Consider the following 13,015-nt stretch of genomic DNA (forward strand, 5'->3'; position numbering starts at 1 on the left):
TCGTGCTCAGCGGCCTGGCGGCGTCTTGAAGAAGGCGTCGAACAGGCCCGCCAGGCCGGCGAATTCGGCCTCCAGCGCGGCGCGGTTCACGAAATAGGCCTCGCAGGCGACGGCGAAGAACTCGGCCGGCGATTGCGCGCCGTAGGGATCGAGCCACGGCGCCTCGCCGCCGAAGCGCTCGGCCACGATCGCCTTCTCGCGCAGGGCCTCGTAGGCCGGCTGCAGGGCCGCGAACCAGGCGGTGCGGGCCTCCCGCGCGCTGCGGGTGCCGAGAAAGCCGGGCGGCAGGGGCGGGCAGCCGTCGGCTTCGCCGCTGCGCATGTCGATCTTGTGGGCGAATTCGTGGATCACCACGTTGTAGCCCTCGGCCCGCGTGACGCTGCTGGCCAGCACGTCCTGCCAGCTCAGCATCACCGGCCCGCGGTCCATGGCCTCGCCGGCCACGATTTCGTCGTACTGGTGGACCACGCCGCTGGCGTCGGTGGTCGTGCGGTGCGCCACCACTTCGGACGGGTGCACCACGATGCCGACGAAATCGTCGTACCAGGCCAGCCCGCCCTTCAGGTGCAGCACCGGCAACACCGCCTGGGCGGCGATCGCCAGCGCCACCTCGTCGGTGATGACGAAGCCGTGGGCGCCATGGAATTCTTTGTCGCGCAGGAAGGCCGCCGCCAGCGCGCGCAGCCGTTCGAGGTCGGCCGCCGGGCGTTCGGCCAGGAAGCGATAGCGGGCCAGCGTGGCCTGCCAGAGGGCGTCGGGCAGGCGGGGGGGCGGGCGCAGCTTGCGCAGCCAGCCGAACATCAGCGCAGATCGACCCGCTGGGCGCCCGCGCTCGACAGGCACAGCAACTGGGCCCGCGGCGGATGGGCCGCCGCGTCCCAGTCGCTCAGCACGATGCGCCGCATGCCGTGCCCCAGGTCGTGGACCGCCGGCCGGTGGGTGTGGCCGTGCACCAGCGTGCTGGCGCCGGCCTGCCGCAGCCAGTCGCGCGCGGCATCGGGGTCGACATCGGCCCAGACCATGTCGGGGCTGCGCTTGCGGTCCTCGCTCTGGGCCCGGACCGAGCGCGCGAGCGTGCGCCGCTCCTCGAGCGGACGTGCCAGCAGCGCCTGCTGCCACTCGGGCGTGCGCACCTGGGCCCGGAAACGCAGGTAGTCCGTGTCTTCGAGGCACAGGGCGTCGCCGTGGCTGAGCAGCCAGCGCTCGCCGTGCAGCACCAGCACCGTCGGGTCGGCGACCAGCGTCATGCCGCAGCGCGCCGCGAATTCGGCGCCGACCAGGAAGTCGCGGTTGCCGTGCATGAAGAACAGCGGCCGGCGCGCGGATGCCGCCCGCAGCAGCTCGGCGCACTGGGCCTCGAAGCCGGGCAGGGCGGCGGCGTCGTCGCCGACCCAGACCTCGAACAGGTCGCCGAGGATGAAGACCGCGTCCGCCGGCGTCGTCTCCAGGTAGCCCTGCCAGGCCTCGACGGTGGCAGGCTCCGACGGCTGCAGGTGCAGGTCGGAGATCAGGTCGACCGTGCGCCACGCGGGTGGCGCGACGATCTCGGGAAATGCCATGCGCGGTCTCGTCAGGCTCAAGCCTTGACGACGGCCTTCTCGATCACGACGTCTTCGAGCGGCACGTCGTCGTGGAAGCCCTTGCGGCCGGTCTTGACGGCCTTGATGCCATCGACCACTTCCTTGCCGCCGACCACCTTGCCGAACACCGCATAGCCCCAGCCCTGGGCCGAGGGCGCCGTGTGGTTCAGGAAGCCGTTGTCGGCGACGTTGATGAAGAACTGCGCGGTGGCCGAGTGCGGCGCATTGGTGCGCGCCATGGCGACCGTGTAGTTGTCGTTCTTGAGGCCGTTGTTGGCTTCGTTCTGGATCTCGGCGCCGGTCGGCTTCTGGCTCATGCCGGGCTCGAAGCCGCCGCCTTGCACCATGAAGCCGGGGATGACGCGGTGGAACACGGTGTTGTCGTAGTGGCCCTTGGTCACGTACTCGAGGAAGTTGGCGACGGTGTTGGGCGCCTTGGCCTCGTCGAGTTCGAGCGTGATGACGCCCTTGTCCTTGATGTGCAGTTCGACTTGCGGGTTGCTCATGGCAGTGTTCCTTTGCTTATTTCGCCAGGGTGGCGGACTGGATGGTGATGGTTTCGAGCGGCACGTCCTGCATGCCGCCCTTGTTGCCGGTGCGCGCGGCGCGGATCTTGTCGACCACCTCGGTGCCCGAGACCACCTTGCCGAACACGGCGTAGCCATGGCCGTCGGGCTTCGGGGCGTCGAGATTGGGGTTGTCCTTGACGTTGATGAAGAACTGCGCGGTGGCCGAGTTCGGGTCGGAGGTGCGCGCCATCGCGATCGTGTATTTGTCGTTCTTGAGGCCGCTCTTGGCTTCGAGCGGGATCGGCGCGCGGGTCGGCTTTTCCTTCAGGTCGGCCGTGAAGCCGCCGCCCTGGATCATGAAGCCGTCGATGACGCGGTGGAACACCGTGCCGTCGTACTGCTTGTCCTTGACGTACTGCAGGAAGTTGTCGACCGTCTTGGGGGCCTTGTCGGGCGCCAGCTCGATCACGATGTCGCCGGCCGAGGTGGCGAGCTTGACGCGCGGGGCGCCCTGCGCCCAACTGGGCACGGCGGTCGTGGCGATGGCCAGCGTGGCGGCCAGGGCCAGGGCCCGGCGGCGCGAAAAGGCTTGAAGAATCACGGGTGGATCGCTTTCGAAGGAGTGCGCCGCGGCGCGTTCAGGAAAGAGGAAGGCTTCAGTTGCGCACCGGCTTGCGCACCACCGGCGTGGCCGGCGGCAGGGCGTCGGGCGCGGGTGCGCCGAACATCTGGCGCACCAGGGCGAGCTTCGGCGGCGCGGTGGTGTTGCCGGCCTCGAGCTTGAGCGCCCGGCCATAGGACTGGGCCGCCAGCCGCGCATAGACGTCGCCGAGGTTCTCGTGCGCGGTGGCGTAGTCGGGGTTGAGCTTGATCGCCATCTCGAGCGCGGCGCGCGCCTTGTCGAACTGGCTCTGGGCGGCGTAGAGCGCGGCCAGGTTGTTGTAGGGCTCGGGCAGTTCGGGGAAGTCCTGCGTCAGTGCCGTGAACACCACGATCGCGTCGGCCTGCTTGCCCTGCTCGGTCAGGATCACGCCGCGCAGGAAGCGCATCTGCGGGTCCCGCGGCTTGCCTGCGATGTAGGCATCGGCCTTGGCCAGGGCCTGGTCGGCCTTGCCCTGGCGCAGCAGGGTGTTGACGTCGGAATAGTCGTCGGCGTGGGCGATGCCGACCGTGAGCGCGACCACGAGCGCGGCGACGGCCCGGACGATGCGCAGGGGGGAGGAGGGGGCGGAAGCGGCGTGCGGCATGGTGTCTCGGGAGGTGGAGGGGATGGGCCTCGTAAACACGCGGAAAACATCCGGCGGTGGCCGTTTATACTTGGAAGATTGTAGCCGAGGGGCCTTTTCCAGCCGCTCGTCGCCACACCCCCGCCACCCCTGAAAAACCCCCAGCGTTCGCCCGTTCCCTGCACGTGCGCGAATCGACGTTTCCGAGCCTCATGAGTCTTCGCATCTACAACACGCTCTCGCGTGAACTGGAGGAATTCACCCCTCTGCAACCCGGCAGGGTGCGCATGTACGTGTGCGGCATGACGGTCTACGACTACTGCCATCTGGGCCATGCGCGCTCGATGATCGCCTTCGACGTGGTGCAGCGCTGGCTCCGGATCTCGGGGCTGGACGTGGACTACGTGCGCAACATTACCGACATCGACGACAAGATCATCCGCCGGGCGGTCGAGAACGGCGAGAGCATCCGGGCGCTGACCGACCGCATGATCGACGCCCTGCACGAGGATGCCGACGCGCTGGGGATCGAACGGCCTACACACGAGCCGCGGGCGACCGAGTTCATTCCCCAGATGCTGTCGATGATCTCCACGCTGGAGCACAAAGGCCTGGCCTATCGTTCGCCCAACGGCGACGTGAACTACGCGGTGCGCAAGTTTCCCGGCTACGGCAAGCTGAGCGGCAAGACCCTCGACGAGCTCCATGCCGGCGAGCGCGTCGCGGTGCTCGACGGCAAGGACGATCCGCTCGACCCGGTGCTCTGGAAGAGCGCCAAGGCCAGCGAACCCGACGAGGTCAAGTGGGCGAGCGAATTCGGCCCCGGCCGGCCCGGCTGGCACATCGAGTGCTCGGCCATGGCCTGCCAGCTGCTGGGCGAGACACTGGACATCCACGGCGGCGGCGCCGACCTGCAGTTCCCGCACCACGAGAACGAGATCGCCCAGAGCGAGGGTGCCAGCGGCAAGCCGCTGGCCCGCACCTGGATGCACAACGGCTTCATCAACATCGACGACGAGAAGATGTCCAAGAGCCTGGGCAACTTCTTCCTGATCCGCGACGTGCTCAAGAAGTTCGATGCCGAGACCGTGCGCTTCTTCGTCGTCCGGGCCCATTACCGCAGCCCGCTCAACTACAGCGACGTGCACCTGAACGATGCCCGCAATTCGCTGCGCCGGCTCTACAACGCGCTGGCGCTGGTGCCACCGGCGCCGGTCGCGATCGACTGGACCCAGGCCCATGCGGCGCGCTTCAAGGCCGCGCTGGACGAGGACTTCGGCACGCCCGACGCCGTGGCCGTGCTGTTCGACCTCGCGGGCGAGGTCAACCGCACGCAATCCGCCGAATCCGCCGGCCTGCTGAAGGCGCTGGCCGGCTGCCTGAACCTGCTGCAAGCCGACCCGCAAGCCTTCCTGCAGGCCGGCAGCATGCTCGACGACGCCACCATCCAGGCCCTGATCCAGCAGCGCGCGCAAGCCAAGGCGGCGAAGAACTTCGCCGAGGCCGACCGCATCCGCCGCGAACTGCTGGCCCAGGGCATCGAGCTCAAGGACTCGGCGAGCGGCACCACCTGGACCTCGGCCCAGTGAGCGCCGCCGCCCGAACCACGGCTGCCGTCAAGGAGCCGATCGTCCAGGTCTTCACGCCCGATTACTGGGAGGAAGCCTGCAAGCACCTGGGCAAGAAGGACCGCGTCATGAAGCGGCTGATCCCGCGCTTCGGCGACGTCCGCCTGGAGTCGCGCGGCGACGCTTTCACGACGCTCGCGCGCAGCATCGTCGGCCAGCAGATCTCGGTGCCGGCGGCGCAGACGGTCTGGCGCCGCTTCGTCGAACTGCCGCGCAAGCTGACGCCGGCCAGCGTGCTGAAGCTCAAGGTCGACGACATGCGCGGCGCCGGGCTGTCGGCGCGCAAGGTCGAATACCTGGTCGACCTGGCGATCCATTTCGACTCGGGCGCGGTGCACGTCGACGCCTGGGAGAACATGTCCGACGAGATGATCATCGCGGAACTGGTCGCGATCCGCGGCATCTCACGCTGGACCGCCGAGATGTTCCTGATCTTCCACCTGATGCGGCCCAACGTGCTGCCGCTGGACGACCCCGGCCTCATCAGCGGCATCAGCCAGAACTACTTTTCGGGCGATCCGGTCAGCCGCAGCGATGCCCGCGAGGTCGCCGTGGCCTGGGCCCCGTACTGCAGCGTGGCGACTTGGTATATTTGGCGATCGCTCGACCCGCTACCGGTCGCAATTTGAAAAACAGGAGAAGACGTTGGCGAAACGAACCTTTCTCGACTTCGAGCAGCCCGTGGCCGAGCTCGAAAGCAAGATCGAAGAACTGCGTTATGTCCAGACCGAATCCGCGGTCGACATCTCGGAAGAAATCGATCAGCTGGGCAAGAAAAGCCTGCAGCTCACCAAGGACATCTACAGCGACCTGACGCCCTGGCAGATCACCAAGATCGCCCGCCATCCGGAACGCCCCTACACGCTCGACTACGTCAACGAGATCTTCACCGATTTCGTCGAACTGCACGGCGACCGCCATTTCTCGGACGACCTGTCGATCGTCGGCGGCCTGGCGCGCTTCAACGGCACGCCCTGCATGGTGCTGGGCCACCAGAAGGGCCGCGACACCAGGGAGCGCACGGCGCGCAACTTCGGCATGAGCAAGCCCGAGGGCTACCGCAAGGCGCTGCGCCTCATGAAGACGGCCGAGAAGTTCAAGCTGCCGGTCTTTACCTTCGTCGACACGCCGGGCGCCTACCCGGGCATCGACGCCGAGGAGCGCGGCCAGTCCGAGGCCATCGGCCGCAACATCTTCGAGATGGCGCAGCTCGAGGTGCCGATCATCGTCACCATCATCGGCGAGGGCGGCTCCGGCGGCGCGCTGGCGATCTCGGTGGGCGACCAGCTGGTGATGCTCCAGTATTCGATCTATTCGGTGATCAGCCCCGAAGGCTGTGCCTCGATCCTCTGGAAGACCAGCGACAAGGCCCAGGAAGCGGCCGATGCGCTCGGCATCACCGCGCACCGGCTGAAGGCGCTCGGCCTCGTCGACAAGATCGTCAACGAGCCGGTCGGCGGCGCCCACCGCGACCATCGCCAGATGGCGGCCTTCCTCAAGCGGGCGCTCAACGATGCCTTCCGCCAGGTCAGCGACCTGTCGACCAAGGACCTGCTGAACCGCCGCTACGAGCGGCTCCAGGGCTACGGCCGCTTCGCCGACACCAAGGCCGACAGCAGCAAGTGAGGCGCTGGGCGCCGAGGCACGGCCCGGCGCACCGCCCGCTCTCCATGGAAAATCCGGCCGCCCAAGCTCTCGCATCCTGGGCGGCGGCGCCGTTGCCGCTGGCGATCGCCTACAGCGGCGGCGCCGATTCGACCGCGCTGCTGCACGCGGCCGCGGCCCGCTGGCCCGGGCAGGTGCATGCCCTGCACGTGCACCATGGCCTGCAGCAGGCGGCCGATGACTTCGAGGCGCACTGCGCCGCCGCCTGCGCGGCGCTCGGCGTGCCCCTGCATTCGGCCCGCGTCGACGCCCGCCACGCCCCCGGCCAGAGCCCGGAGGACGCGGCCCGCCGTGCCCGCTATGCCACGCTGGCGGCGCTGGCGCTGCCCCGCGGGCTGCGCCACGTGGCGCTGGCCCAGCATGCGGACGACCAGGTCGAGACGATGCTGATCGCGCTCGGCCGCGGCGCCGGCCTCGATGGCCTGGCGGGCATGCCGCGCTGCATCGAGCGGCACGGCGTGAGCTTCCACCGGCCGCTGCTCGACGTGCCGGCCGAAGCGCTGCGCGCCTGGCTCGCCGCCAGTGGCGTTGCCCATGTCGACGACCCGACCAACGCCGACCTGCGCTACACCCGCAACCGGATCCGCCAGCGGGTGCTGCCGGCGTTGGCGGCCGCGCTGCCGCAGTTCCGCGAGACCTTCGCCCGCTCGGCGCGCAATGCGGCGCGGGGCTCGGCGCTGCTGGCCGAGCTGGCGGCCCGGGACCTGGCCGACGCCGGCGCGCCGCCGTCGCTGGCCGTGCTGCGCGCGCTGCCGCGGGAGCGCCTGGCCAATGCGCTGCGCCACTGGCTGCGGCGCGACCACGGCGTGGTGCCCAGCGAGGCGCAGTTGGAGCAGCTGCAGGATCAGATCGCGGCCTGCAGCACGCGCGGGCACCGGATCCGCCTCAAGATCGCGTCCGGCCGGGTCGAGCGGGAGGGCGCCGTGCTGCGTTGGTACAATGCTTCGCCCTTGTCGCAGTCCGCCGCCCTGGCGCGAAAGCGCTGAAGCGATGAATCCGGCCGGCGGGCGCGCGAGTGCCTGCAGAGGCCAGCGAAGCCGGCAATGCGGCATCCGAATCCTTCTCTTTGACTTTCACCCATGGCATTGATCGTTCATAAATACGGCGGCACGTCGATGGGCTCGACCGAGCGCATCCGGAATGTCGCCAAGCGCGTTGCCAAGTGGGCACGCGCCGGCCACCAGATGGTGGTGGTCCCGAGCGCCATGAGCGGCGAGACCAACCGCCTGCTCGGCCTGGCCAAGGAACTGGCGCCCGCCAGCCCCGATGGCGGCCACTACCGCGAACTCGACATGCTCGCCGCCACCGGCGAGCAGGCTTCGTCAGCCCTGCTGGCGATCGCCTTGCAGGCCGAGGGCCTGGAGGCCGTGAGCTACGCCGGCTGGCAGGTCCAGGTGAAGACCGACAGCGCCTACACCAAGGCGCGCATCGAGAGCATCGACGACGAGCGCGTGCGCGCCGACCTCGATGCGGGCCGTGTCGTCGTCATCACCGGCTTCCAGGGTGTGGACGAAGGCGGCAACATCACGACCCTCGGGCGCGGCGGCAGCGACACCTCGGCGGTGGCGATCGCCGCGGCGCTGAAGGCCCACGAGTGCCTGACCTTTACCGACGTCGACGGCGTCTACACCACCGACCCGCGGGTCGAACCCGACGCCCGCCGGCTCAAGACCGTGAGCTTCGAAGAGATGCTCGAGATGGCCAGCCTGGGCTCCAAGGTGCTGCAGATCCGCTCGGTCGAGTTCGCAGGCAAGTACAAGGTGCCGCTGCGCGTGCTGTCGAGCTTCACGCCCTGGGACATCGACATCGAGGAAGAAGCCAAGTCCGGCACCCTGATCACTTTCGAGGAAGACGAAAACATGGAAAAAGCCGTCGTATCCGGCATTGCCTTCAACCGCGACGAGGCCAAGATCTCGGTGCTCGGCGTGCCCGACAAGCCGGGCATCGCCTACCACATCCTGGGCGCGGTGGCCGACGCCAACATCGAAGTCGACGTCATCATCCAGAACCTGAGCAAGGACGGCCGCACCGACTTCAGCTTCACGGTGCACCGCAACGACTACGCCCGCGCGGTCGACCTGCTCAAGGACAAGGTGCTGCCGACCCTGGGCGCCGCCGACATCGTCGGCGACACCAAGATCTGCAAGGTCAGCATCGTCGGCATCGGCATGCGCAGCCACGTCGGCGTGGCCAGCAAGATGTTCCGCGTGCTGAGCGAAGAGGGCATCAACATCCAGATGATCTCGACCAGCGAGATCAAGACTTCGGTCGTGATCGACGAGAAATACATGGAATTGGCGGTCCGCGCGTTGCATAAAGCCTTCGATCTGGACCAACCGACCGCCTGAAGATGGCATAATCCAAGGCTCAGGAACTGTGACCGAGTGGCCGAAGGTGCTCCCCTGCTAAGGGAGTATGGGGTGTAGAGCCTCATCGAGGGTTCGAATCCCTCCGGTTCCGCCAAATTGATCTTCGATGATCTTTGAAAGCCCCGACGCTGATCCAGCGCCGGGGCTTTTTCATTGGAACCGCCGACAAGGGCCGAGGGCCAAAGGCCAAGAAAAGCGAATGCAGATTCAGTACAGAGGGCCGTTTGCCCTGAGGGGCTACGGCAAGGTGCTCGACGACGGGCGCTTCGAGGCCGTCTTCGTGGTCACCGAGCCGACGGCGGCGGGCGAGATGGATTCGCACCATTCGACCCATCTGTTCTTCGACTCGGAGGCCGCTGCCGTGGCCGCCGCCGGTGCCGCCGCCGCGCAGTGGCTGGAGCGTCTCGTGGCGGCCGCCGCCTGAGTCCGCGCTGCCGCGCGCTACCATCCCCGGATGCCTGAATTCACCCTGGAACTCGCTTCCGTCGTTGCCGTGAGCTTCGCTGCCATCATGACCGTCGGCTTCGCCTGGCGCGAGCGCAAGTGGGGTCCGGCGCTGATGATGGTCGGCATCGTGGGCTTCCTGGCCATCATCGCCTACGGCATCGTGCCGAAGTTCTGATGCGGGTGAACGGGCCCTACTCGACGATCAGCCCCTTGAGGGCCGGGTCGGCGTCCGGCACGCGCAGCTTCATGTCCTTGAGCGTCTTCACCAGCAGCCCGGCGATCATCAGGTTGCGGTGGTGCTTGCTGTCGGCCGGGATCACGTGCCATGGCGCGTCGTCGGTCGAGGTGGCGGTCAGGGCCTTTTCGTAGGCCGCCTGGTAGGCCTCCCATTTCTTGCGCACCGCGAGGTCGTCGAGCGAGAACTTCCAGTGCTTGTCGGGGTCGTCGACCCGTGCCTGCAGGCGCACGCGCTGCTCCTGCTTGCTGATGTGCAGCATGCACTTGACGATGACGGTGCCGGTCTGGGTCAGCAGGCGCTCGAAGTCGTTGATCTGGGCATAGCGCTGCCGGGTCTGGCCCTTGTCGATCCAGCCTTCGACCACCGGCACCAGCACGTCCTCGTAGTGGCTGCGGTTCCAGACCGTGATCTCGCCGGTGCGCGGCACCGCGGCATGGCAGCGCCACAGGAAGTCGCGCGAGCGCTCTTCCTCCGTCGGCGCCTTGAAGGCCGCCACCTTGACGCCCAGCGGCGAGGTGCGCGAGAACACCCAGCGGATGGTGCCGTCCTTGCCGCTGGTGTCCAGCCCCTGCAGCACCAGCAGCAGCTTGCGCCGGCCCTCGGCGTGCAGCAGGTTCTGCAGCCGGTCGAGCTCGATGGCCAGGGCGTCGAGTTGCTCGCGCTGGGCATCGTCGCCGCCGCTGGAGAACGGCGTGGCGGCCGGATCGACGCCGGACAGCTTGAACTTGGGACCGACACGGAATTTCTTGAAACTGGCCATGGCAGGGAGTCCTTCAGGTCTCGTCGTCGGGGTCGATGGAGGCACTCCAGCGGCTGTCCCAGTCGGCGCGCCGTGCGCCGTCGAGGTCGCGCCGGTCGCGCTTGGTGGGGCGGCCCTGCTCGATGCTCAGCGCTGGTTCGCTGCCCAGCCGGCGCTGCTCGCGCGCGGCCGCCTGGGCCGCCAGGCTCTCGGGTGTTTCTTCATAGAGCAGCTGGGCGACCGGGGCCGGGCCGCGCTGGCCGCTGATGCCGCGCACCCAGACCACCCGCGACAGGCTGCCCAGGCGCAAGGTGACGGTATCGCCCACCTTGACCTCGCGCGAGGCCTTGGCGACGTCGCCGTTGACCTGCACGCGGTTCTTGCCGATCTCGTCGGCAGCCAGCGAGCGCGTCTTGAAGAAGCGCGCCGCCCAGAGCCATTTGTCGATTCGAAGTCGGTCCATGAGTTCAGCGATTGTCGCGCGCCAGCGGGATTCGCACGACAGCGTCCAGCCCGACGGTCCGGCCGTCGGCCTGGCGGTTGTCCAGCGCGATGCGCCCGCCCAGGGCCAGCACGATCTCGCGGCAGATCGCCAGTCCCAGGCCGGAGCCGCTGGCCACGTCGCCGGCCGCGAACGGCGCGAACAGCCGCTGGCGCAGCTCGTCGGAGATGCCGCGGCCCTGGTCGCTGACCTGCAGCAGCGCCAGTTCCCCTTCGGCCTGCACCCGCACCGTCAGCGCCGCTGCGCGCGGGCTGTGCTTGATGGCGTTGTGCAGCAGGTTGCGGGCGAGCTCCTGCAGCATCCAGAGGTGGGCGCGCACCGGCACCGGCCCCGGATCGGTCGACAGCTCGAAGTCGAGCGCCTTGTCGGCGACCAGCGGCGACAGGTCGAGCGCCACCGCGCGCACCGCCTCGGCCAGGTCCAAGGTGACCGACTCGGGCTGCTGGCGCAGCTGCTCGACCTTGGCCAGCGACAGCATCTGGTTGGCCAGCGCGGTCGCGCGCTCGACGGTCTCGCTGATCTCGCCCAGCGCCTGGTCGGGCGGGACGTCGCCGCGGCGGGCCGACTGCACCTGCGCCTTGAGCACCGCGAGCGGCGTGCGCAACTGGTGCGCGCTGTCGCGCACGAAGCGCTTCTGATGGTCCAGCAGCCGTTGCAGCCGGCCCATCACCTGGGTCGTGGCGTCGATCAGGGGGCGCAGTTCGCGCGGCGCATCGGGCGCGTCGATCGGCGACAGGTCGTCGGCGGCGCGGGCCTGGATCGCCTCGCCCAGCGCGCGCACCGGGCGGGTGGCGCGCTGCACCACGACGACCGTGACCGCGGCGATCACCCCCATCAGCACCAGCTGGCGCCACAGCATGTCGACCAGCAGCTTGCGCGCCAGCGTCTCGCGCAGCTCCAGCGTCTCCGCCACCTGCACCACGGCCATGGCGCGTCCGCGGGCGCTCGCGATGGGCTGCAGCAGCACGGCCACCCGCACCGGCATGCCGCGGAAGCCGGCGTCGTAGAAGTCGACCAGCGCGGCATAGGGCGGGCGGTTCGGCAGCTGGCCGCGCCAGAAGGGCAGTTCCTCGAAGCCCGAGACCAGCTGGCCGTCGAGCGCCGACACCCGGTAGTACATCCGGCTCTGGTTGTCGGCCTCGAAGGCCTCGAGGGCCGAGTAGGGAACGATGGCGCGCAGCGTGGCCGCCTCGTCGTAGCCCTCGACGTCGAGCTGCTCGCCGATGGTCTTGGCCGAGGCCAGCAGGGTGCGGTCGTAGGCGGTGGTGGCGGCGGCCAGGCTCTGGCGGTACAGGCTCACGCTGTTGATGACGATGAACACCGCGATCGGCCCCAGGATGCCCAGCAGCAGCCGGGCGCGCAGCGAGGTGGCCCGCATCACGCGTCTTCGCGCAGCAGGTAGCCCAGGCCGCGCAGCGTCATCAGCGTGGCGCCGGTGGCGGCGAGCTTCTTGCGCAGCCGGTAGACCACGACCTCGACGGCTTCGTACTGCACGTCGGCCTCGCCCGGAAACACCAGCTCGAACAGGCGCTCCTTGCTGACCGCATGGCCGGGCTTGGCCATCAGCGCCTTCAGCAGCGCCAGTTCGCGCGGCGTCAGTTCGAGCACCTCGGCGCGGTGGTAGATGGCGCCGCTGTCGGGCTCGTAGCGCAGGCCGCCGACCTCCGGCAGGCGCGCCGACGCCTCGGCGCCCTGGTGGCGCCGCCTGAGCGCCCGGATGCGGGCCTCGAGCTCGTCGAGGTCGAAGGGCTTGGGCAGGTAGTCGTCGGCGCCGGCATTGAGGCCGACGATGCGGTCGCCGACCGTGCCGCGGGCGGTGAGCAGCAGCACCGGCGTGCGCAGCCCGGCGGCGCGCGCCCGGGCCAGCACCTGCAGGCCGTCGAGCCCGGGCAGGCTGAGGTCGAGCGCCACCACGTCGGGTTCGAGCGCCTGCCACTGGGCCAGCGCCTAGGCGCCGTCGCCGCAGATCCGGACGTCGATCTGGCGCCGCCCGAGCGTGCGCTGCAAGGTGGTTTGCATCGACGGATCGTCTTCGACTAGCAGCAGCTTCATGGCGCGATTTTCGGTGTTTACCCCAGTCCGAAGGACAGCCAACTGACAGCAGGGCGGCGC

At 69.0% G+C, this 13,015-nt stretch carries 15 protein-coding genes, 1 tRNA gene and 1 pseudogene; 8 read left to right on the plus strand and 9 right to left on the minus strand.

The genetic code is table 11. The features are described 5' to 3' along the window. Nucleotides 1-6 precede the first annotated feature (6 nt). The 5 genes from QTI33_RS02430 to QTI33_RS02450 are packed head-to-tail and all read right to left on the minus strand — an operon-like array spanning nucleotide 7 to nucleotide 3,336. Complete coding sequence (locus QTI33_RS02430; RefSeq protein WP_286504163.1) at nucleotides 7-801, minus strand: M90 family metallopeptidase; 795 nt, start codon at nucleotides 799-801, stop codon at nucleotides 7-9. Next, on the minus strand, nucleotides 801-1,559 hold the full coding sequence (locus QTI33_RS02435) for a UDP-2,3-diacylglucosamine diphosphatase (RefSeq protein ID WP_286504164.1): 759 nt from the start codon (nucleotides 1,557-1,559) through the stop codon (nucleotides 801-803). The genes QTI33_RS02430 and QTI33_RS02435 overlap by 1 nt, the downstream gene beginning before the upstream one ends. A gap of 17 nt (nucleotides 1,560-1,576) precedes the next feature. Beyond that, nucleotides 1,577-2,086, minus strand: coding sequence for a peptidylprolyl isomerase (locus QTI33_RS02440; RefSeq protein ID WP_286504165.1), 510 nt, complete (start codon nucleotides 2,084-2,086; stop codon nucleotides 1,577-1,579). A 16-nt stretch (nucleotides 2,087-2,102) separates the two neighbouring features. Further along, entirely contained in the window at nucleotides 2,103-2,690 is a 588-nt protein-coding gene (locus QTI33_RS02445) for a peptidylprolyl isomerase (protein ID WP_444814793.1), read from the minus strand. A 55-nt stretch (nucleotides 2,691-2,745) separates the two neighbouring features. Continuing rightward, the gene (locus QTI33_RS02450; RefSeq protein WP_286504166.1) at nucleotides 2,746-3,336 is read right to left on the minus strand and encodes a tetratricopeptide repeat protein; all 591 of its coding nucleotides are present in this window, start codon (nucleotides 3,334-3,336) and stop codon (nucleotides 2,746-2,748) included. Between the two features lie 191 nt (nucleotides 3,337-3,527). Between QTI33_RS02450 and cysS the strand changes: the two genes are divergently transcribed. The 8 genes from cysS (at nucleotide 3,528) to QTI33_RS02490 (ending at nucleotide 9,599) form a co-directional block, all read left to right on the plus strand. Then, nucleotides 3,528-4,904, plus strand: a complete 1,377-nt coding sequence (gene cysS / locus QTI33_RS02455; RefSeq protein WP_286504167.1) for a cysteine--tRNA ligase — start codon at nucleotides 3,528-3,530, stop codon at nucleotides 4,902-4,904. Then, nucleotides 4,901-5,572 (plus strand): DNA-3-methyladenine glycosylase family protein, encoded by a 672-nt coding sequence (locus tag QTI33_RS02460; protein ID WP_444814794.1) that lies wholly within the window; start codon nucleotides 4,901-4,903, stop codon nucleotides 5,570-5,572. The genes cysS and QTI33_RS02460 overlap by 4 nt, the downstream gene beginning before the upstream one ends. Nucleotides 5,573-5,588: 16 nt before the next feature. After that, nucleotides 5,589-6,569: an acetyl-CoA carboxylase carboxyltransferase subunit alpha gene (locus QTI33_RS02465; protein WP_286504168.1), complete on the plus strand. Its 981-nt coding sequence runs from the start codon at nucleotides 5,589-5,591 to the stop codon at nucleotides 6,567-6,569. 44 nt (nucleotides 6,570-6,613) lie between these two features. Continuing rightward, nucleotides 6,614-7,594, plus strand: coding sequence for a tRNA lysidine(34) synthetase TilS (tilS, locus tag QTI33_RS02470; protein WP_286504169.1), 981 nt, complete (start codon nucleotides 6,614-6,616; stop codon nucleotides 7,592-7,594). Between the two features lie 93 nt (nucleotides 7,595-7,687). Continuing rightward, a complete protein-coding gene (locus QTI33_RS02475) occupies nucleotides 7,688-8,956 on the plus strand; it encodes an aspartate kinase (RefSeq protein WP_286504170.1) in 1,269 nt (422 codons plus the stop codon). Between the two features lie 22 nt (nucleotides 8,957-8,978). Next, nucleotides 8,979-9,071 (plus strand) — tRNA-Ser (locus QTI33_RS02480). A gap of 105 nt (nucleotides 9,072-9,176) precedes the next feature. Next, nucleotides 9,177-9,401, plus strand: coding sequence for a hypothetical protein (locus QTI33_RS02485; protein WP_286504171.1), 225 nt, complete (start codon nucleotides 9,177-9,179; stop codon nucleotides 9,399-9,401). A 30-nt stretch (nucleotides 9,402-9,431) separates the two neighbouring features. Next, entirely contained in the window at nucleotides 9,432-9,599 is a 168-nt protein-coding gene (locus QTI33_RS02490; protein WP_286504172.1) for a hypothetical protein, read from the plus strand. A gap of 16 nt (nucleotides 9,600-9,615) precedes the next feature. On the opposite strand, the gene QTI33_RS02495 is transcribed toward QTI33_RS02490, so the two are convergent. The 4 genes and pseudogenes from QTI33_RS02495 to QTI33_RS02510 all read right to left on the minus strand — a co-directional run bounded on the left by QTI33_RS02495 (nucleotide 9,616) and on the right by QTI33_RS02510 (nucleotide 12,955). Further along, a complete protein-coding gene (locus tag QTI33_RS02495; protein WP_286504173.1) occupies nucleotides 9,616-10,422 on the minus strand; it encodes a PPK2 family polyphosphate kinase in 807 nt (268 codons plus the stop codon). A gap of 13 nt (nucleotides 10,423-10,435) precedes the next feature. Continuing rightward, the gene (locus QTI33_RS02500; RefSeq protein WP_286504174.1) at nucleotides 10,436-10,864 is read right to left on the minus strand and encodes an RNA-binding S4 domain-containing protein; all 429 of its coding nucleotides are present in this window, start codon (nucleotides 10,862-10,864) and stop codon (nucleotides 10,436-10,438) included. A 4-nt stretch (nucleotides 10,865-10,868) separates the two neighbouring features. Beyond that, a complete protein-coding gene (locus QTI33_RS02505) occupies nucleotides 10,869-12,284 on the minus strand; it encodes a sensor histidine kinase (protein WP_286504175.1) in 1,416 nt (471 codons plus the stop codon). Then, nucleotides 12,281-12,955: pseudogene (locus QTI33_RS02510) on the minus strand (response regulator). Before QTI33_RS02510 ends, QTI33_RS02505 begins: the two are co-directional and overlap by 4 nt. Between the last annotated feature and the right edge of the window lie 60 nt (nucleotides 12,956-13,015).

The sequence above is a fragment of the Variovorax davisae genome, assembly GCF_030316845.1.
Lineage (GTDB): Bacteria > Pseudomonadota > Gammaproteobacteria > Burkholderiales > Burkholderiaceae_C > Variovorax > Variovorax davisae.